18 protein-coding genes and 1 pseudogene are annotated in these 19678 nt (G+C 72.4%); 9 read left to right on the top strand and 10 right to left on the bottom strand.

Annotated elements, in window-relative coordinates:
* Positions 1 to 686, top strand: a pseudogene (locus ACFTZL_RS21215) (glycoside hydrolase 43 family protein); the annotation flags it as partial.
* Here the strand turns inward: ACFTZL_RS21215 and ACFTZL_RS21210 are convergent.
* Genes ACFTZL_RS21210 through ACFTZL_RS21185 form a run of 6 tightly spaced genes read right to left on the bottom strand, consistent with a single transcriptional unit; the run spans position 613 to position 8489 of the window.
* Complete coding sequence (locus tag ACFTZL_RS21210; protein WP_382584911.1) at positions 613 to 1347, bottom strand: TetR/AcrR family transcriptional regulator; 735 nt, start codon at positions 1345 to 1347, stop codon at positions 613 to 615. The pseudogene ACFTZL_RS21215 and the gene ACFTZL_RS21210 overlap by 74 nt on opposite strands.
* Positions 1314 to 3320: a CocE/NonD family hydrolase gene (locus ACFTZL_RS21205; protein WP_382584908.1), complete on the bottom strand. Its 2007-nt coding sequence runs from the start codon at positions 3318 to 3320 to the stop codon at positions 1314 to 1316. The genes ACFTZL_RS21210 and ACFTZL_RS21205 overlap by 34 nt, the downstream gene beginning before the upstream one ends.
* Complete coding sequence (locus ACFTZL_RS21200) at positions 3317 to 5065, bottom strand: dipeptide ABC transporter ATP-binding protein (RefSeq protein WP_382584905.1); 1749 nt, start codon at positions 5063 to 5065, stop codon at positions 3317 to 3319. Before ACFTZL_RS21200 ends, ACFTZL_RS21205 begins: the two co-directional genes overlap by 4 nt.
* Entirely contained in the window at positions 5065 to 5949 is an 885-nt protein-coding gene (locus tag ACFTZL_RS21195; RefSeq protein ID WP_382584902.1) for an ABC transporter permease, read from the bottom strand. Before ACFTZL_RS21195 ends, ACFTZL_RS21200 begins: the two co-directional genes overlap by 1 nt.
* The gene (locus tag ACFTZL_RS21190) at positions 5946 to 6902 is read right to left on the bottom strand and encodes an ABC transporter permease (protein WP_382584899.1); all 957 of its coding nucleotides are present in this window, start codon (positions 6900 to 6902) and stop codon (positions 5946 to 5948) included. The genes ACFTZL_RS21195 and ACFTZL_RS21190 overlap by 4 nt, the downstream gene beginning before the upstream one ends.
* A 3-nt stretch (positions 6903 to 6905) precedes the next feature.
* Positions 6906 to 8489: an ABC transporter substrate-binding protein gene (locus ACFTZL_RS21185; RefSeq protein WP_382584896.1), complete on the bottom strand. Its 1584-nt coding sequence runs from the start codon at positions 8487 to 8489 to the stop codon at positions 6906 to 6908.
* A 201-nt stretch (positions 8490 to 8690) separates the two neighbouring features.
* Between ACFTZL_RS21185 and ACFTZL_RS21180 the strand changes: the two genes are divergently transcribed.
* Positions 8691 to 9449 (top strand): IclR family transcriptional regulator, encoded by a 759-nt coding sequence (locus tag ACFTZL_RS21180; RefSeq protein WP_382584893.1) that lies wholly within the window; start codon positions 8691 to 8693, stop codon positions 9447 to 9449.
* A gap of 116 nt (positions 9450 to 9565) precedes the next feature.
* Positions 9566 to 10780, top strand: a complete 1215-nt coding sequence (locus ACFTZL_RS21175; RefSeq protein ID WP_382584890.1) for a PP2C family protein-serine/threonine phosphatase — start codon at positions 9566 to 9568, stop codon at positions 10778 to 10780.
* Here ACFTZL_RS21175 and ACFTZL_RS21170 read toward each other — a convergent pair.
* Genes ACFTZL_RS21170 through paaI form a run of 3 tightly spaced genes read right to left on the bottom strand, consistent with a single transcriptional unit; the run spans position 10747 to position 12724 of the window.
* Positions 10747 to 10974, bottom strand: a complete 228-nt coding sequence (locus ACFTZL_RS21170; protein WP_382584887.1) for a hypothetical protein — start codon at positions 10972 to 10974, stop codon at positions 10747 to 10749. The genes ACFTZL_RS21175 and ACFTZL_RS21170 overlap by 34 nt on opposite strands.
* Before the next feature lie 20 nt (positions 10975 to 10994).
* On the bottom strand, positions 10995 to 12308 hold the full coding sequence (gene paaK, locus ACFTZL_RS21165) for a phenylacetate--CoA ligase PaaK (protein ID WP_382584884.1): 1314 nt from the start codon (positions 12306 to 12308) through the stop codon (positions 10995 to 10997).
* Entirely contained in the window at positions 12305 to 12724 is a 420-nt protein-coding gene (gene paaI / locus ACFTZL_RS21160; RefSeq protein ID WP_382584914.1) for a hydroxyphenylacetyl-CoA thioesterase PaaI, read from the bottom strand. Before paaI ends, paaK begins: the two co-directional genes overlap by 4 nt.
* Positions 12725 to 12922: 198 nt before the next feature.
* Here paaI and paaA point away from each other — a divergent pair, with 198 nt between their 5' ends.
* From paaA to paaE, 5 genes are read left to right on the top strand one after another with little or no spacing between them, the layout of a single operon-like run.
* Complete coding sequence (paaA, locus tag ACFTZL_RS21155) at positions 12923 to 13909, top strand: 1,2-phenylacetyl-CoA epoxidase subunit PaaA (RefSeq protein WP_382584881.1); 987 nt, start codon at positions 12923 to 12925, stop codon at positions 13907 to 13909.
* Positions 13906 to 14199, top strand: a complete 294-nt coding sequence (paaB, locus tag ACFTZL_RS21150; protein WP_382584878.1) for a 1,2-phenylacetyl-CoA epoxidase subunit PaaB — start codon at positions 13906 to 13908, stop codon at positions 14197 to 14199. The genes paaA and paaB overlap by 4 nt, the downstream gene beginning before the upstream one ends.
* 10 nt (positions 14200 to 14209) lie before the next feature.
* Positions 14210 to 15037 (top strand): 1,2-phenylacetyl-CoA epoxidase subunit PaaC, encoded by an 828-nt coding sequence (paaC, locus tag ACFTZL_RS21145; RefSeq protein ID WP_382584875.1) that lies wholly within the window; start codon positions 14210 to 14212, stop codon positions 15035 to 15037.
* The gene (gene paaD / locus ACFTZL_RS21140) at positions 15031 to 15546 is read left to right on the top strand and encodes a 1,2-phenylacetyl-CoA epoxidase subunit PaaD (RefSeq protein WP_382584872.1); all 516 of its coding nucleotides are present in this window, start codon (positions 15031 to 15033) and stop codon (positions 15544 to 15546) included. The genes paaC and paaD overlap by 7 nt, the downstream gene beginning before the upstream one ends.
* On the top strand, positions 15546 to 16661 hold the full coding sequence (gene paaE, locus ACFTZL_RS21135; protein WP_382584869.1) for a 1,2-phenylacetyl-CoA epoxidase subunit PaaE: 1116 nt from the start codon (positions 15546 to 15548) through the stop codon (positions 16659 to 16661). The genes paaD and paaE overlap by 1 nt, the downstream gene beginning before the upstream one ends.
* Before the next feature lie 55 nt (positions 16662 to 16716).
* On the opposite strand, the gene ACFTZL_RS21130 is transcribed toward paaE, so the two are convergent.
* On the bottom strand, positions 16717 to 18330 hold the full coding sequence (locus ACFTZL_RS21130) for a PucR family transcriptional regulator (RefSeq protein ID WP_382584866.1): 1614 nt from the start codon (positions 18328 to 18330) through the stop codon (positions 16717 to 16719).
* A gap of 222 nt (positions 18331 to 18552) precedes the next feature.
* Between ACFTZL_RS21130 and ACFTZL_RS21125 the strand changes: the two genes are divergently transcribed.
* Positions 18553 to 19678, top strand: a 1126-nt coding sequence (locus ACFTZL_RS21125) for an aspartate aminotransferase family protein (RefSeq protein WP_382584864.1), incomplete at its 3' end; no start/stop codon positions are given.

The following is a 19678-nucleotide window of genomic DNA, read 5'->3' as shown; positions in this document are numbered from 1 at the left end:
CTTCCACGGCGGGCAGGGACCACGCGGTCGAGGACGACACCGACGGATTCGACGGCCCGGTCCTGGGCCCCCGGTGGTCGACACTGCGCCGCCCCGCGACCCCCGACTGGGTCTCGCTCACCGAACGCCCGTCCCATCTGCGGCTTCGCGGTGGCCGGTCACCGCAGAGCCTGGTCGAGCCCAGCCTGGTGGCCCGACGTGTCACATCGGCGCGCTGCTCGTTCGAGGCGACGATGGAGTACCGGCCCCACGCGTTCCAGCATCTGGCCGGGATCACCGCGTACTACAACACCCGCAACTGGTACTACCTGTACGTCACCGTGGACGACGAGGGGCGGCCCGTCCTGCGCGTCGCGAGCAGCGACCGGGGTGTGCTCGGCGTCGACGAAGCGGGTGAGGCGCCGCTCGGCGACATCGCACGGCTGCGGCTCGGCCTGGACTTCGAAGGGGCCGACCTGCGCTTCCGGTACGACACCGGCCGGGGCTGGGAGCCCTTCGGCCCCGTCCTGGACGCGACGGTCCTGTCCGACGAGCACGCCGAGCACATCGAGGACGGCCAGATCCGCGCCCTCGGCTTCACCGGCGCGTTCGTCGGCCTGTGGGCCTGGGACCTCAGCGGGGGCGGGCACCCTGCCGACTTCGACGAGGTGACGTACCGGGCTGGGGAACGAGCTCCCGTTCGATGAACCGGTTGAGGTGGTGCCGCGCCTCTTGAGTGGTCAGGGGAGGTGCCTGGCGCAGGCGTTGCAGGGCGAGGCCGTCGGCGAGGGCGGCGAAGCGGGCCGTGAAGCCGTCGAGGTCGTCACTGCTGAACTCGCCGTCGGCGACGCCCCGTTCGGCCAGGGCGCGGATCTGCCGGTGCCAGGCCGCGTACCGGTCGGCCTGCCCCCGTGCGAAGGTCTCGTCCGTGCTCTGCTCGCCCGCGTGCCAGAAGTCGAACCACATCCGCCAGTGCCGGTCGGTGTCCTCGGTGAACAGCGCGTCGACGAGCAGCCTGAGCGCCTCGGCCCCGCTGGTCGCGTGCTCGGCGGCCTCGCTGAGCGCCGCGTAGTACTGCTCGATGTGCAGCACCATGGCCTCGGAGAGGACCTCCTGCACACTGTCGAAGTGGTAGGTGACCGTGCCGACGGACACCCCGGCCGCGGCGGCCACGTCGCGCACGCCGACCGACTTGTAGCCGCGCTCCGCGATCAGCGGGACGGCCGCGTCGACGATGAGGCGCCGCCGCACCTCGGTGGGCTGCCGGGTCCGGTCGCGGGCGGCGACGGCACGGCGCGGGCCCTTCCCGCCCTGCCGCGGCTGCTCGGCGCCCGTCATCCCGACGTCCTCGGGGTGGTGCGGTGCCATGCGCGCTCGGCCACTGTCTCTCCGTTCCCCCGTGCCTCGATACGGCTGTCCATGATGAACTCCGCGGCCGTGGCGCGCAGCTCCGTCCGGGCCATGATCTCAGCGTCCCAGTCGTCCCCGCGCCGCAGCCGGATGCGCCACTCGGAGACGGCTCGCGCCGACAGCGGGTCGTCGGTGCGGATGGTGTACGTCTCGCGGGCGCTCTCCTCGTAGCGCAGCCCGTCCGGGTACGTCCGGGACCCCCCGTATCGGGGGTCGACCTCCAGGGTCCACTCGCCCTTGGCCACATCGTGCGTGACCAGCCGCTCGGGGCGGGGGTCGGGGGGAGTGTCGTAGGTGACCGGCATCGGTACCGCCTGCTCCGGTTCCTCGAAGCGGATGGCGATCTCGTCGGCCGCCTCGCGCACGGGCAGCAGGACCGCGCTGCCGGCCGGGACGACGTGCAGCGCCCCGCGTTCGCCGTGCGGCCACACCCAGGGCCAGTACGCGTCGGAGACGGCGACACGGACACGGTTGCCGGGCGGGAAGGCGTAGCCGATGCCGTTGAGGTCGACCTCGACGTCCTCGTACGTCCCCGGAGTCCATTCGACGGCGTGTTCGCGGCCCTTCCTGCTGAGCAGGTTGAGCACGCCCCGGGTGACGAGCGTGGACGAGCCGTCGGGAGCGACGTCGCACACGCGGGCGATGACATGGGCCCGGGGTGTGTCGCTGTCGAGGCGGAGCCGGACACGCGGCCGGCCGAGGATCTCCACGCGCCGGTCCAGGGGCGCGGAGTCGAAGCAGACGGACCGGCCGTCCTCCTCGCGCTGGTCGGGCGGCAGGTCGGCGGCGTTGCCGAACGGGAAGAAGCGGCCGGCGTCGAGGCCGGTGTGCAGCGGAGAGCGCACGACGACCGGGTCGCGGCTCTCGCCGAGCGGACGGGTGTCCCAGGTGACGTCCGGGCTGGGCCACTCGGCGGCGCTCACCCAGCGGCCGGGCATCTCCTCGTGCGAGGGGGCGGGCGGTACGGGGTCGTTGAGCCAGGCGCGCAGCAGCGGCTCCGCCATGACGCCCGTGTCGACGCCCTTGAGGTGCTGGTCCCACCAGCGCAGGGTCTCCTGGAGGAACCCGATGGCCGGGCCGGGCGGCAGTCCCCGGTCGGGGTACTGGTGCGACCAGGGGCCGACGATGCCCCGTACCCGGTCACCGGGGAGGTGCTCCACGAGCCGCAGCACGGTGTCCCGGTAGGGGTCGTTCCAGCCGCCGACCGCGAGGACGGCCGCGTCGATCGCCGTGTAGTCCTCGCAGACGCTGCCGTGCCGCCAGTAGTCGTCCCGCTGCTGGTGCTCCAGCCAGGTGTGCAGGAAGGGTTCGAGCGTCTCGAGGCGCTCGCGCCACAGGGGCAGCCAGCGGTCCGCGCCCACGTTCGCGGGGTCCGGCGGGCGTGCGGTGAAGGCGAGCATGGTGCCGGCCCAGGCGAGCATGTCGATGCCGAGGACGGCACCGCCCGTGTAGTGGACGTCGTTGTCGTAGCGGTCGTCGGTGGAGCAGACCGTCACGACCGCCTTGAGCGGTTCGGGGGCGAGGGCGGCGATCTGCAGGGAGTTGAAGCCGCCCCAGGAGATGCCGAACATGCCGACCTTGCCGGTGCACCAGGGCTGTGCGGCGAGCCAGTTGACGACGTCCACGCCGTCCGCGAGTTCCTGGGCGTCGTACTCGTCGCCCGGTGTGCCCTCGCTGTCGCCGTGGCCGCGGACGTCGACCCGGACGGAGGCGTAGCCGTGACCGGCGTACCAGGGGTGGCGCTGGGCGTCGCGCGGGGCGGTCCAGTCGCTCTTGCGGTACGGCAGGTACTCGAGCAGCGCGGGGACGGGGTCCGACTCGGCGTCGGCCGGGCGCCAGACGCGGGCGTGCAGGCGGGTCCTGCCGTCCCGGGTGGGGATCCACACGTCCTCGCGGACGACCTGGCGTTCGAACCGGTCGCGGTACTTCACGAAACTCCTTCTGCGACGGGAGCGGTCGGGTTGTCGTCGGGGGCGCCGGCGGGCCGCCAGCGGCGCACGCGGTGGCCGTCGCCGTGGTCGGTCCACATCTCGCCCTCCTGGGCGGCGTCGGCCCAATCGGGGGCCGCCTCCACCGGCGGCCGGGCGTCGGGGTCGGGTTCGAGGGCGGCCGCCATGAGCTGCCGCGTGTACGGGTGCCGGGGATCCGAGAAGACGGCTTCCGTCGGGCCCTCCTCGACGACGACACCGCCGCGCAGGACGACGACGCGGTCAGCGATGCCGCGCACGACGGCCAGGTCATGGCTGATGAACAGACAGGCCAGGTCGCGTTCCCGGCGCAGGTCGTCGACCAGGTGCAGCACATCGGCCTGGACGGAGACGTCCAGCGCGGTGGTGATCTCGTCGGCGATGAGGACGTCCGGCTCGCCCGCCAGCGCCCGTGCGATGCCGATGCGCTGCCGTTGGCCGCCGGAGAGCTGGGCGGGCAGCCGGTCGGCGAAGGCCGGGTCCAGGCGTACGTCGGCGATGAGCCGCCGGGCGCGCTCGGCGGACTCCGCCCGGCCGTCGGCCGTGCCGAAGAACCGCAGCGGGCGCCGGATGGCGTCGCCGACCGAGCGACGGGGGTTGAGCGAGGTGTCCGCGTTCTGGAAGACGAGCTGGACCCGTCGCCGCAGGGACATCTGCCGTCGCTGCGCGGGCCGGGTCAGATCGCCCGACTCGTGGGTCATGGCGCCGCCGGACGGTGTGCGCAGCCCCGCGAGGGTCCAGGCCAGCGTGGACTTGCCGCTGCCCGACTCGCCGACGAGGGCGAGCACCTCACCGCGCCGGACCTCGAAGGAGACTCCGTCCACGGCACGGGAGCTGCCGTAGTCGACGGTGACGTCACGGGCCGAGACGGCGACCGGCGCGTCCTCGGGCACCACGGCCCTCGGGCGGATCTCGCGCTCGCCCGTCTCCCGCACGAGTGCGAGACCGGCGTCGTCCAGCCGCGGCACGCTCGCCAGCAGCCGCTTCGTGTACGGCTCCCGGGGCAGGGCGAACAACTGCCGCGTCGGCGCCGACTCCACCACCCGGCCCGACTTCAGCACGCACACCTCGTCGGCCAGGTGCGCGACGACGCCCAGATCGTGGCTCACCAGCACGGCCGCGAGGCCCAGTTCGTCGCGCAGGGCGGCGATCAGGTCCAGCACGCCCCGCTGGGTGACGACGTCCAGGCCGGTCGTCGGCTCGTCCAGGACCAGCACCTTGGGGCGGGCGGCGATGGCCATGGCGAGGGCGACGCGCTGCTGCTGGCCGCCGGACAGCTCGTGCGGATAGCGGCGGGCCAGCTCGGCGGGGCGCGGCAGCCGGACCTGGTCGAGCAGTTCGGTGACGGGGATGTCGCCGCCCGCCTCCGCGATCTGGCGGCCGACGCGCATGGAGGGGGTCAGCGCCTGGCCCGCGTTCTGGGCGACCATGGCGACCGTCCGGCCGCGCAGCCGCCGCAGCTCGGGCGCGGACAGGGCGAAGACGTCCTGTCCGTCCACCGTCACCGAGCCGCCGGTGACATGGGAGCCGTGCCGCAGATGCCCGAGCAGGGCCGCGGCGAGGGTCGACTTGCCGCTGCCGGACTCGCCGACCAGCGCGAGCGTCCGGCCAGCGGCGGCCTCGACCGACACCTTGTGCACCACGGGTATCCGACGGCCGCCGGAGCGGTACGCCACGGACAGGGAGTCGACGGAGACGAGCGGGGTCATCACAGGCCCTCCCTGATCCGGTCGACGCCCCAGGCCTTGGAGAGGCCGTCGGCCGCGAGGTTGAGTCCGATCACGAGCGTGGCCAGGGCGATGATCGGCGCGACGCTCGCCATCGGCACGACGGTGATGGCCGTGCGGTTCTCGGCGACCATCAGGCCCCAGTCCGGCGTCGGCGGGTCGGCGCCGAAACCGAGGAAGGACAGCGAGGAGATCAGCAGCACGACCCAGGAGGCACGCATCGCGAACTCGACGCACACCACGTCGACGATGTTCGGCAGGACCTCCCGGCGCAGGATCGACCAGGTGCCCTCCCCGCGGGCCCGGGCGGCGGTCACGTAGTCGGCGGGCACGACCGCCAGGGCGGCGCCGCGCACCACCCGCACCACCTGGGGGACGAAGACAACCGCGACGGCGAGGACGATGACGGCCGGTCCGGTGCCGAGCGCGGTCACCACCACGAGCAGTGCCAGCACCGCCGGAATGGCCAGCACGGCGTCCAGCACCCGCCCGATCAGGTCGTCGAACCAGCCGCCGCGCAGGGCGGTCGCACAGCCGATGACCGTGCCGAGGGCGACGCTCACGACGGTGGCGGCGACGGACACCCCGAGTGCGTACCGGCCGCCGTACAGGACACGCGCGAGGACGTCACGCCCGTACTGGTCGGTGCCCGCCCAGTGCTCCCCGCCCGGACCGAGCAGGGCCTGAGAGGCGTTGCCTGCGATCGGGTCGTAGGAGGTGAGCAGGGGGGCCAGCAGCGCGATCACGACGTGGACGGCGACGATCACGAGCCCCACGACGGCCGCGCGCGAGGAGCGCAGGGTGCGCCACGCACGGGCGGCGCGCGGGGCCGGGGCGTCGGCCCGGACGGTGTCGACCGTGGTCATCGGGTCCTCCCTCGGGTGCGGAGCCTGGGATTGAGGGCCATGGCGCCGAGGTCGGCGGCGAGGTTGCACACGACGTAGACGACGGCGCTGATCAGGGCGATGGCCTGGATGACGGGCAGGTCCCGGTTCTGCACCGAGGAGAGCATCAGCTTGCCGATGCCCGGGTAGTTGAAGACGTTCTCGACGACGGCGACGCCGCCCAGCAGCCAGGCCACGTTGAGCGCGATCACGTGCAGGACGGGCAGCAGGGCGCTGGGCAGGGCGTGCCGGGTGACGACCCGCCAGGTGGACAGGCCCTTGAGCCGGGCGGTGGTGACGTACTCGCTCGCCATCACGTCGATCACCGAGGTGCGGGCCATGCGGACGATGTAGGCGGCCATCACCACCGCGAGGGCGAGGGCCGGGAGCCAGACGGCGGGCAGGAGCTGGCCGACCGTGGCATCGGGGCCGTAGAGGACGACCGCGGGGAACCACGGCAGCGCGACCGAGAAGCACAGCACGAGGACCGTGGCCACGACGAACTCGGGGACACTCATGCCGACGAGACTGACCGTCGAGATGAGGTGGTCGGGCCAGCGGTCGCGGTAGAGCCCGGCGACGATGCCCAGCAGCAGCGAGCCGGTCACCGCGAACAGGATCGTGAGGGCGGCGATGAGCATGGAGTTGCCCAGATACTGGGTGACTTCACCACCGACCGCCGTCCCGGAGACGAGGGACGTGCCGAAGTCGCCGTGCAGGGCGCCCCACATCCAGTCGCCATAGCGTTCGAATGCGGGCCGGTCAAGGCCGAGGCTGCCGCGCAGCTCGGCCACCGCCTGCGGGGTCGCGTCCTTGCCGAGGACCTGGGTGGCGACGTCCCCGGGCAGGGCCTGGACGGCGAGGAAGACCAGCAGCGAGGAGAGCAGGAGCGTGCCGAGCGCGGCCGCGAGCCGGCGGGCGACGAAGGAGAGCATTGGTCAGGCCCCCTTCAGGCCGATGCCGAGGTAGTCGAACTCGAAGCCGTGCTCGGCGTAACCGCGCACCTTGCGCGAGATGCCCACGAGCCGGTCGGCGAACATCGGGGTCATCGCGCCGCCCTTGTCGATCACCCAGGTCTGCGCCTCGCCGTAGAGCTCACGGCGCCTGGTGTCGTCGGTCTCGGCACGCGCCCGGTCGAGCAGGGCGTCGAAGCCCTTGTCGGACCAGGCGGTCTCGTTGTACGAGGAGCCGCCGCGGAAGACCTGGTTGAAGAGCTGGTCGACGGGCCGGCCGGTGTACCAGTAGGTGGCCATCAGCGGCTGCTTCATCCAGATCTGTGTGTAGTACGAGTCCGCCGACGCCGTCTTGACGCGGATCCGGATGCCCGCCCGCTTCGCCGACTCCTGGTAGGCGAGCGCCATGGGCGTGAAGAGGGGGTCGTACGCGGAGGTGTACAGGTCGACGGCCAGGTCCTCGTGGCCCGCCTTCCTCAGCAGGTACCGCGACTGCTCCGGATCGTGCTCGGGGTGCGCGGCGATGTGCGCCGGGTCGTCCGGGGGCACCGGGTTGTCCCAGCCGGGCTTGCCCGCGCCCTGCAACGCGGCCTTCACGATGTGCTCGGGGTCGTAGGCGAGCTTCATGGCCCGGCGGACCCGGACGTCGGTGAAGGGCTTGTCGGTGGTGAGCATCGGCAGCACGTACCACTGGGCGTTCTTCACCCGGGCGATGGTGGCGCGGTCGGAGGCGGCCACGACACGGGCGGTGGCGAAGTCCAGATTGGTCTGGGACAGCAGATCGACCTGCCCGGCGAGCAGGGCGTTCGAGCGGGCCGACATGTCCGCGACCGAGTAGAAGGCGATCGCGTCGAGCACCGGACGGCCCGCCCAGTGGTCCCGGTACGCGGTGACGCGGCCGGGGCCGGCCGGTGCGAAGGACTCCAGCTTGAAGGGGCCGGTGCCGATACCGGTGCGGCCGATGGACTTCCCGCTGCCCTCGGGGACGACGTAGCAGTTGTAGTGCGTGAGCAGGCTCGGGAACTCGGCGTTCGGGGCCTTCAGCGGCACGACGAGGGTGTGGGCGTCGGGTGTGCGCAACCGCCCGGGGTCCACGAGCGGGGCGAGGACGCCGGCCTGCGGGGACGCCGTCGCCTTGTCCAGGATGTGCCGCAGCGTGTAGGCGGCGTCGGCGGAGGTGAAGGCCCGGCCGTCGTGGAAGGTGACGCCCTTGCGGAGCCGGAAGGTCCAGGTGCGCGCCGCGCTGTCCGGCTCCCAGGACTCGGCGAGATCGGGAGCCGGCTCGCCGTCCGCGCCGATGCGGACCAGCCGGTTGTAGAGAGCGCCCAGGTATTCGTAGGCGGACAGGGAGCTCGCCGGGTCGAGGGTCTCGGCGTCGGAGGCGGGCGGACGGGCGATCCGCAGGGTCCCGCCGCGGTCGGGCGCGCCGCGCTGGGCGGCGGCCGGCAGGACGGGTGCGGCGGTGGCGCCCGAGCAGCCGGACAGCAGCCAGGACGCGCCGAGCGAGGCCGCACAGGCGGTGCCCGCGGCGAGCACCGAGCGGCGCCCTGGGAGATGCGTGCCGGACATGAACCGACCTTCCCTGTCGCTATTCGTACGCTGAACGATTGAGTGAAGTCCGTGAACGATAGCGAGCAGGCGGTTTCAAGCCAACCCTTCGGGCTGTGAAGAAGTCGTCACAAACGCGACGGCGGCTCCGGGCCCGTGGGTGGGCCGGGTGGGATGCCCGGCCGCCTTGCCCCCTCCGTACGCCTGACGCAGGCTGGTCCTATGGCTGAGCAAGTCGGCCCTACGCTGATCACGTCCGTCCAGCGGGCCATGCGCCTGCTGGAGGCGGTCAGCGCGCACGAGAACGGCGCGCCGGCGAAGCAGTTGGCGCGGGAGACGGGCCTGCCCCTGGCCACCGCCTATCACCTGCTGCGGACCCTCGTCCACGACGGATACGTGCGGAAGCTGGACGACGGCGGCTTCGTCCTCGGCGACAAGCTGCAGACGCTCCGGACCACCGGCCGGGCGCAGGCGCTGCTCAGCCGTGTCCGCCCCACGCTCGGCGCGCTCCGGGACGAACTGGCGTCGGCCGCCTACCTCACCTTCTACGAGGACGGCGAGATCCGGGTCGCCGAGATCGTCGACGGACCCGGGACGCCCCGCGTCGATCTCTGGGTGGGCTTCGAGGACGCGGGGCACGCGACCGCACTGGGCAAGACGGTGCTGCGGGAACTGGACGAAGAGGCCCGCAAGGACTACCTCTCCCGTCACCAGCTCGCCGACCTCACCCCGCGGACGATCACCAGCCTGCCGGAACTGCTCCGGCGACTGGAGGCCGAGCCCATGGCCCCGGCCGTCACGGACCTCGAGGAGTACGCCCTCGGCACGGTCTGCGTCGCCGTCCCCGTCTACAGCGGGGACACGCTCGGATCCCTCGGTGTCTCCCTGCCGGTGAACCGCTTCTCCCGGCTGCAGGAGGTCCGGGAGCGGCTGCTCCCGACCGCGAGCCGGGTGACGCGGAGCCTCTCGCTCACTATCTGAAAATCCGCTCCTTGCCGGTGCCCCAGGTCACCCCTTTATCTGGATGAAACAGACATTTCAGGGGTGCGCTTCTCGGATTCGCGCCCCGCGCACAGGTGAGGGACCCGGATACCAACATGAGCCATGCGCGTGACCTTGGTGCCGACCACCGGCCTGCGGGGCCGTCCACGAATCGAGTGGCCGGTGCCGGGGGTTCGGCCCGCAGGCGCGCCTTCGCGCAGCTGGCCGCCGGTATGCCCGTCCTGCCCGGACTGGTCGTCACAGCCGTCCTGCTCGCCGATCTCGCCGACGGCGCGGGGATGATCTGGCTGCCCCTGCTCGCCGCCGGCCCCGCCCTCGCGGCCACGACCAACGGGCCGCGAGGTGTCGTCTGTGTGGGTCTCCTCGCCGCGGTGCTCGGCGCGCTGCTCGGGGTCCGGGACGGCGTTCCGAGCCGTGAACTGGCCGCGGTGCTGTCGGCCCTGACGGCCGTCACGCTCGCGAGCGGGCTGGCCAGTGTGCTGCGCGGGCGCCGCGAACGGGTGCTCGCGGCCGTCCGCTCGGTCGCGGAGACCGCCCAGCACGCGCTGCTCAGGCCCGTACCGGCGAACGTCGGTCCCTTCCAGGTGGCCGTCCGCTACAGCGCCGCCGCGGCCGAGGCCCGCATCGGCGGGGATCTCTACGCGCTGATACCCACCCGGCACGGGGTGCGGCTGATCGTCGGCGATGTGCGCGGCAAGGGGCTGCCCGCCGTGGGGACGGCCGCGCTGGTGCTGGGCGTCTTTCGCGAGGCCGCCCATGACGAGCCCGACCTGCTCGCCGTGGTCGAAAGGATCGAGCGCAGCCTGACGCGCAATCTCGGCCACGACGACTTCGTCACCGCCGTGGTCGCCGGATATCCGCCGGGCGGTCATCTGGAGGTGGTGAACTGCGGGCACACGCCTCCGCTGCTGGTGAGTGCCTCGGGGAGTGTCACGCCGGTCGAGCCCGATCTGGCGTCCCCGCCCCTCGGACTGCGCGCCCTGGCCGGCCACTCGCCCGGTCTCCAGGCGCTCCCGTTCGCCGACGGCGACCAACTGCTGCTCTACACCGACGGTGTCACCGAGGCCCGCGACCACGGCCGGGCCTTCTACCCGCTCGCCGAAGGGCTGGAGCGCCATGTCTCCCACGAGCCGGCCCGCACCCTCGGCGCACTCCACGACGAACTGCTGGCCCACGTCGGCGGACGGCTGCACGACGACGCGGCCCTGCTCCTGATCCGCAAGCCGGCGGCATCCGAGGCAGGCATCGCCGCAACGATCGACCCCGGCAGCCCGGCTCACGCTCCGGCCTGCGAGGCGGGGTGTCGCTGACGCCCGCCGCGCGGCCCCACGCGACGAGCCAACCCGCGGCCCCAGGCCCGCCCGGGCACTTCGACGCAACGGTAGGTCAGCAGGCACAGGGGCAGCAGCACCCCGAAGAACCCCACTTCCAGCACGAGACCGTCCTGCCGCCGCCCGCCGATCTTGCTGTCGATCACCGCCAGCAGGAACGCGACGGACTTCACCGCAGCCGACTTCGGCGGGCCTAGGCGGATCCCTCGCGCAGATCCTTCACCCGCCGGAGTTTGCCGACGGACCGCTCCAGCGTCTCCGGTTCGACGATCGTCACGTCGACCGTGACGCCGACGCCGTCCTTGACGTCCTGCGCGATCGCGCGGGCGGCGGCCTCGCGTCGGTCGGCGGGTGTGCCCGGGCGGCTCTCGACGTGGACGGTCATGTGGTCCAGGCGGCCGCGCCGGGTCAGCCGGATCTGGAAGTGCGGGGCGACGCCGGGCGTGCGCAGGACGATCTCCTCGATCTGGCTGGGGAAGACGTTCACCCCGCGCAGGATGATCATGTCGTCGCAGCGGCCGGTGATCTTCTGGATGCGGCGGAAGGCGGGCCGGGCCGTGCCGGGCAGCAGCCGGGTCAGGTCGCGGGTGCGGTAGCGGACGACCGGCAACGCCTCCTTGGTCAGGGACGTGAAGACCAGCTCGCCCTCCTCGCCCTCGGGCAGCACCTCACCCGTGATCGGGTCGACGACCTCGGGAAGGAAATGGTCCTCCCATACGTGCAGGCCGTCCTTGGTCTCCACGCACTCCTGCGCGACCCCCGGGCCGATCACCTCGGACAGGCCGTATATGTCGACGGCGTGGAGGTCCATGCGCTCCTCGATCTCGCGGCGCATCTCCTCCGTCCAAGGCTCGGCGCCGAAGATGCCCACCCGCAGGGAGGTGGAGCGAGGGTCGATGCCCTGACGCTCGAACTCGTCGAGGAGCGTCAGCATGTAGGACGGCGTGACCATGATGATCTCGGGCTCGAAGTCCTGGATGATCTGCACCTGGCGAGCGGTCATGCCCCCGGAGGCCGGGATCACCAGACAGCCGGCGCGCTCCGCGCCGTAGTGCGCGCCGAGGCCTCCGGTGAAAAGCCCGTAGCCGTAGGAGATGTGCACCTTGTGCCCCGGCCGCCCGCCGGCGGCCCGGATCGAGCGGGCGACCAGGTCCGCCCACATCGACACGTCGTTCTCCGTGTAGCCGACGACCGTGGGGCGGCCCGTGGTGCCGCTGGAGGCGTGGACACGGCGGACCCGGTCCATGGGGACGGCGAACATGCCGAACGGGTAGGTGTCGCGCAGATCGGCCTTGGTCGTGAAGGGGAACCGGGACAGGTCCTCCAGCGACCGGCAGTCCTCGGGGGTGACCCCGGCGGCGTCGAACTTCTTCCGGTACGTCTCCACGTTGTCGTAGGCGTGCCGCAGACTCCGGCGGAGCCGGTCGAGCTGGAGCTCGCGCAGTTGCTCGCGGGTGAGGCGCTCGGCGTCGTCCAGCAGATCCTGGGGGAGGGGCTCGCCGGTCATCGCGACTCCTTCGACGTCGTACTCGCGCTCGTCCTCGTACTCGCGCTCATGCTCCCGATGGTGCGGCTGCGGCCCCGGAACTCCGCGATCACCTCGTCGCCCCGCAGAACGCTCACGTCGTAGAGGCCGCTGCGGCCGAACCGGGTGCGTTCCTCGGCCCGCGCCACGAGCACGTCGCCCTCGTACGCCGGGGCCACGAAGGTGACGTCGGCCCCGGCCGCGACGGTCACCGGGCCGTGGCTGTTGCAGGCGCAGGCGAAGGCGCTGTCGGCGAGCAGGAAGACGTAGCCTCCGTGGGCGATCCCGTGCCCGTTCACCATCCCCGGGGTCACGGTCATCCGGAGCACGGCGGTCCCTTCGCCCTGCTCGAGCAGCTCGACACCGAGCCCGCGTGAGGCCTGGTCCGCGGCGAACATCGCCTCCGCGGCGGGCGTCGCGTCAGCGGTATGGGTCACCTGTCGCACCACCTTGTCTACCGACCGAACATTCGGTTAGCTTCGGCGTTGCCAAGTAATCCCATCGCCTCCGGGCATGTCAAGGGTCGAGGGCTTACCAAGGCGCCCGGGCCTGTCATATCATGTACCGAACGAATGGTCGGTTGGGAAGTGGGACGGATGGATACGACACGCTCCAGCCCCGCGGGGGCGGACGGCGCCGAGCCGGTTCTCCAGCAGCACTTCGACGCGACGATCGCGCGGGACCAGCGGATCGAGCCGCGCGACTGGATGCCGGAGGGCTACCGGAAGACACTGATCCGTCAGATCGCGCAGCACGCGCACTCGGAGATCATCGGCATGCAGCCGGAGGGCGAGTGGATCACGCGCGCGCCGTCGCTGCGCCGCAAGGCCATTCTGTTCGCGAAGGTCCAGGACGAGGCCGGGCACGGGCTGTATCTGTACTCGGCGGCGGAGACGCTGGGCGCGGACCGCGCGGACCTCACGGACCGGCTGATCGAGGGCCGCCAGAAGTACTCGTCGATCTTCAACTACCCCACGCTGAGCTTCGCGGACGTCGGGGTGATCGGCTGGTTCGTGGACGGTGCCGCGATCTGCAACCAGGTGCCGCTGTGCAGGTCCTCGTACGGGCCGTACGCGCGCGCGATGGTGCGGATCTGCAAGGAGGAGTCGTTCCATCAGCGGCAGGGCTACGAGCTGCTGATGACGATGATGCGCGGCACCGCGGCACAGCGGGAGATGGTGCAGGACGCGGTGGACCGCTGGTGGTGGCCGTCCCTGATGATGTTCGGCCCGCCCGACGACGCCTCGCCCAACTCCGCGCAGTCGATGGCCTGGAAGATCAAGCGGCACAGCAACGACGAACTGCGTCAGCGTTTCGTCGACATGACCGTCCCGCAGGCCGAGAAGCTCGGCGTGACGCTCCCGGACCCGGAGCTGCGCTGGAACGACGAGCGGGGACGCCATGACTTCGGCACCCCCGACTGGGACGAGCTGATGCGGGTCATCAAGGGCGACGGCCCGTGCAACGCCCAGCGGACGGAGCGGCGCAGAAGCGCCCACGACGAGGGCGCCTGGGTCCGCGAGGCGGCCACCGCCCACGCGGCCAAGGAGGCCGCCCGTGCGGAGAAGGGAGCGGTGGCATGAGCGCCGACAAGCAGGGCTGGCCGCTGTACGAGGTGTTCGTGCGCGGCAAGCGCGGCCTGAACCACGTGCACGTGGGCTCGCTGCACGCTGCCGACGACCGCATGGCGCTCACTCATGCCCGCGACTTGTACACCCGGCGCAACGAGGGCGTGAGCATCTGGGTGGTGCGTTCGGAGCACATCGCCGCATCCACCCGCGACGAGAAGGACCCGTTCTTCGCGCCCAGCGCCGACAAGGTCTACCGGCATCCGACCTTCTACGACATCCCCGACGACGTCCCGCACATCTGAAGGAGAGGGCATGAGTGACGACCACGTCTATCTGACCCTCGCCGAGGGACACGAGGACGACACCCGCTGGGCCTACGGCACCGGCTTCGAGGACCCCCTGCACGGCGTCGACACGACCGTGCCCGACGGCGTCGACGCCGGTGAACTGGCCGATCTCTGCGTGACCCTGGCCGACGACGCCCTGGTCTCGGCCCAGCGGCTCGCCGAGTGGACCACCCGGGCCCCCGAGCTGGAGGAGGAGGTGGCCCTGGCCAATATCGGACTCGATCTGCTCGGCCAGGCCCGTCTGCTCTACGCCCGCGCGGGCCAGGTCGACGGCACCGGCCGCGGCGAGGACGCCTACGCCTACTTCCGGGACGCCGGAGACTTCCGCAACGTACGCCTGGCCGAACTGCCCAACGGCGACTTCGCGTTCTCGACCGTACGGCTGCTGGTGTTCTCGAGCTGGCGCCTCGCGTACTTCGAGCGGCTCACCGCCCACCGGGACCCGGTGCTCGCGGCGATCGCCGCCAAGGGCGTGAAGGAGCTGGCGTACCACCGGCAGTACGCGGCCGAGTGGGTGGTGCGCCTCGGCGACGGCACCGAGGAGTCGCACCGCCGGACGCGCACGGCACTGGAACAGGCGGCGCCCTACCTGGGCGAGCTGTTCACGGCGTACGACGTACGGGACGAGGTCGTCGCCGTCCTGCGTCAGGTCACCGAGGCGGCCGGACTGCCCATGCCCGTCTACCGGCCGCTGCCCGGCTCGGGCCGCACCGGCGAGCACACCGAGCATCTCGCCCCGCTGCTGGCCGAGTTGCAGGGCATCGCCCGCGCCCACCCGGAGGCGACATGGTGACGACACTCCTGGACGCGCGGCGGGCCCGGCGCATCGCCGAGCAGGTGCCCGACCCCGAGCTGCCCATGCTCACCCTGGCCGACCTCGGAGTGCTGCGCGACGTGTCCCTGACCCCGGACGGGACGGTGGTCGCGAGCCTGACCCCGACCTACTCGGGCTGCCCGGCGATGGCGGAGATGCGCGCCGGAGTCGCCGCCCGGCTCCGGGACGCGGGCTACGCGCGCGTGGAGATCCGCACCGTCCTCGACCCGCCGTGGACCAGCGACTGGATCACCGAGGACGGCCGGCGCAAGCTCGCCGAGCACGGCATCGCCCCGCCCGGGGCGGCGCCCGCGCGCACCACCGGCCCGGTCCCGCTCGTGCTGTCGCCGACCCGCCGCTCGGTGCCCTGCCCCCGCTGCGGTTTCCACGACACCGAGGAGACCTCCCGCTTCGCCGCCACGTCCTGCAAGTCCCTGTGGCGCTGCCTCGCCTGCCGCGAGCCGTTCGAGTACGTCAAGGAGATCTGATGGACGACCTGATGGAGCCGGCCCCCGTCCCGGCGGCACGCGCGCGGGCCCGCCGACGTCCGGTCTTCCACCGCCTGCGGGTCGCCGCCGTGCAGCCGCTGTGCGAGGACGCGGCAGCCGTCAGCTTCGACATCCCGGCCGAGCTGGCCGAGGAGTTCGCCTTCGAGCCGGGCCAGTCGCTCACCCTGCGGCGCGACATCGACGGCCGGGACGAGCGCCGCTCGTACTCGATCTGCTCGCCCGCCGGTACCGCCCCGCGTATCGGCGTACGCGTCGTACCGGGCGGCCTCTTCTCCTCCTGGCTGGTGCGCGACGTACGCCCCGGCGACACCGTCGAGGTGATGGCACCCACCGGCGCCTTCACGCCCGACCTCACCGCCCCGGGCCACCACGTCCTGATCGCGGCCGGCTCCGGCATCACGCCCATGGTCTCCATCGCCGAGTCCGTCCTGGCCGCCGACTCCCGCTCGACGGTCACCCTCCTCTACGGCAACCGCCGCACCGGCACCGTGATGTTCGCCGACGAGCTCGCCGACCTGAAGGACCTCCACCCGACGCGGTTCCAGCTCGCCCATGTCCTCTCCCGTGAGCCCCGCGAGGCCGAGGTGCTCTCCGGCCGCCTCGACGCCGACCGGCTGTCGGCTCTGGTCGACGCGCTGGTCGACGTAAACTCCGCCGACCACTGGTGGCTGTGCGGCCCGCACGGCATGGTCCGCGCCGCCCAGCAGGTCCTGGCCGGTCTCGACGTGCCCGCCGACCGCGTCCACCAGGAGCTGTTCTACGCCGACGACGAACCCGTGCGCGAGGTCCACCACGCCGAGACCGGCCCGACCGGCCCGGTCAGCCAGGTCACCGTCACCCTCGACGGCCGCTCCACCACCTCCGCCCTCCCTCGGGAGCGGAGCATCCTCGAGGGCGCCCAGCAGACCCGCCCGGACCTGCCGTTCGCCTGCAAGGGCGGCGTCTGCGGCACCTGCCGCGCCCTGGTCACCGACGGCAAGGCCGACATGCGGCGCAACTTCGCCCTCGAACCGGCCGAGGTCGACGCGGGCTACGTCCTCACCTGCCAGTCGTTCCCGGTCTCCGACGCCCTGACGGTGGACTTCGACACCTGAGTTGCCGGTCGCCTTATTGCAGGTGGGTGTTTCTCAACTGGCACTGAGGCATCCTTCACCCGGCGCGCAGCACGCGCAACGCCGTGAGGGCGACGTGGAGTTCGGTGCGCCGCTCCCCGGATTCGAGGTCGGATTCGAGGAGGCGTTCGATGGTGCGCAGGCGCTGGTACATGGTCTCCCTGGACAGACCGCCGCGACGGGCCGCGGTGGTCTTGTTGCCGGCGGCGTCGAGGTAGTGGCCCAGCGTCGTGAGCAGGTCGGTGCCGTGCCGGGTGTCGTGGTCGATGAGCCGGCCGAGCCGGCGCTCGGTGTAGTCCTGGACGCGCGTGTCCTCGCGCAGGGCGTACAGCAGGCGGCGCAGATCGATGTCCGGCAGTTCGTGGAAGGAACGGTCCGGGGGAGGAAGCTGGCCGGGCGGGGTGGCCTCTATGACACGGGCCGCCTCCCGGAAGGAGCGCGCGGTGTCGGCGAGGTCCGCCACCTCCGAGCCGACGCCGACGATCGCCCCCGGGACCAGACCCAGCGCGCTGCGGCACAGCCGTTCCACCGTGGGGCGCCAGGGCTGGGCGGGGCGCAGGGCCGGCAGGACGCCGAGGCGGCCGGGGGCGAGCTCGCCGACCAGAGCCGAGACCCCCGCCGACCGCAGCTCGCTGTGCAGCCGGGTCTCCAGCTCGCCTCCCTCGGCACCCGGGCCCAGGTCGACGAGGATCGCCAGGTAACGGCTGCCCTCCGTGGGCAGGCCCAGCGCGGCACAGCGGGCGCGGGCGTCCTCGGGGGAGTGGTGGCGCTGCTCCGCCAGCTCCCGCAGGGCGGTGCGGTGGGCCGTGTGCTCCCAGGGCGTGGAGTGGATGAGCCGGGCGACGGTCAGGGCCATCGCCGTCCGCTCCAGGACCGTGATGTGCTCCGGCCCGAAGGCCGGGCCGTCGACGGGGGCCTGGAGCATGGCCAGGCGGCCCCAGCGTTCGCCCTGGTAGGAGACGGGCGCGGTGAGCCAGCCCTCCGGGCCGCCCTCCTCGGTGTGGTCGCCGGGCTCGGTGGCCCGGGAGCGCTGTTCCCAGTCACCGAGCGCCTCCTCCACCGTGCTCCCCGACGGTTCGCAGATCAGCGCCTGGTGCACCAGGTTCTCCAGGACGACCGTGCGGCCGCTCATCTCCGCCGCCGCGCGCACCACGTCCTCGGGTCCCGCGCCGCGCAGCGTCAGCGCGGTGAACGCCTCGTGGATCCGCTGCGTCCGGCGCATCGCGTCGGCCTGGCTGCCGAGGATGAGCGCGTGGACGACCTGGGTGACCTCCAGGAAGTTGACGTCCCGCGCGAGGGTGACCAGGGGCAGCCCCCGGGCGCCGCAGGCCTGGACGAGGGCGTCGGGCGGCCGGTGGTAGCGCCGTACCAGCTCGATGACCAGGGCGGCCGCGCCCACCTCGGTGAGTTCGTCGACGTACCGGCGGACCCCCGCGGCGTCGTCGGGCAGGGGCATGCCCGTGGTCAGGACCAGCTCGCCGCCCTTGAGGAAGGAGGCCGGGTCCGTCAGCTCGGTGATGTGGACCCAGCGCACCGGCCGGTCCAGCTCGGCCAGCCCGGTGACGACCTGGGGCTGCCCGGCTGCCAGGACGGGCAGGGCCAGGACGTCGGCGACGCTCGGCGGGTGTGGGTTCACGGTGGCTCCCTGCATGCCTGGTCACTCTGACAAGCGGCACTGACCTGCGCAAGAGCTGTCCACGGGAGGGACGGACGGTGCCAAGGGGGTCCGGTGGTTGACACAACGTCCGAACAACGCGTTCCGGCTGGACAGATCACGCGTTGTCGCGTCGCGCGGCGGCCCGGATGCTCGGGGTGTCGGACCAGTACCGCGGATCACCGCAAGCAGACCTCGACGTACGGCCGGGAGACGAACATGACCGCACTGTCGCCGCACCTTCGCCAGGCCACGCCCGTGGTGGCCGCCCGGGGCGAGGGCGTCCATCTCTACGGTGAGGACGGCCGCCGCTACCTCGACTTCACCGCCGGCATCGGCGTCACCAGCACCGGGCACTGCCACCCCAAGGTCGTGGCGGCGGCACAGGAGCAGGTGGGCACGCTGGTGCACGGCCAGTACACGACCGTCATGCACCAGCCGCTGCGCCGCCTCGTCGACAAGCTCGGCGAGGTGCTGCCGGCCGGCCTGGACAGCCTGTTCTTCACCAACTCCGGCAGCGAGGCCGTCGAGTCGGCGCTGCGGCTGGCCCGCCAGGCCACCGGCCGTCCCAACGTCCTGGTCTGCCACGGCGGCTTCCACGGCCGTACGGTCGCCGCCGCCTCCATGACGACCTCCGGGATCCGCTTCCGGTCCGGTTTCTCCCCACTGATGAGCGGTGTGGTCGTCACGCCGTTCCCCACGGCCTACCGGTACGGCTGGGACGAGGAGGCCGCCACCCGCTTCGCCCTCCAGGAACTCGACTACACCCTCCAGACGATCTCCTCGCCCGCAGACACGGCCGCGATCATCGTCGAGCCGGTACTCGGCGAGGGCGGGTACGTGCCCGCGAACCGCGCCTTCCTCGAAGGACTGCGGGAGCGCGCGGACCGGCACGGCTTCCTGCTGATCCTCGACGAGGTGCAGACCGGCGTCGGCCGCACCGGACGCTTCTGGGGCCACGACCACTTCGGCGTCACCCCCGACATCCTCGTCACCGCCAAGGGCCTGGCCAGCGGCTTCCCGATCTCCGGCATCGCCGCCTCCGAGGAACTGATGGCCAAGGCCTGGCCCGGTTCGCAGGGCGGCACCTACGGCGCCAACGCCGTCGCCTGCGCCGCGGCCTGCGCCACCCTCGACGTCGTACGCGACGAGAAGCTCGTCGAGAACGCCGAGGCGATGGGCCAGCGGCTGCGCCAGGGCCTGGAGGCGGTGGCCGACCGCACCCCGGGCATCGGCGACGTCCGCGGCCTCGGCCTCATGCTCGCCAGCGAGTTCGTCACCGAGGACGGCAGCCCCGACCCCGAGACCGCCGCCCGCGTGCAGCGCGCCGCCGTCGACGAGGGCC

This window comes from Streptomyces sp. NPDC056948 (assembly GCF_042674225.1).
GTDB lineage: Bacteria > Actinomycetota > Actinomycetes > Streptomycetales > Streptomycetaceae > Streptomyces > Streptomyces purpurascens.
Note: the sequence above shows the minus strand (reverse complement) of the source record. Positions and strands in the feature narration are given on the sequence as shown.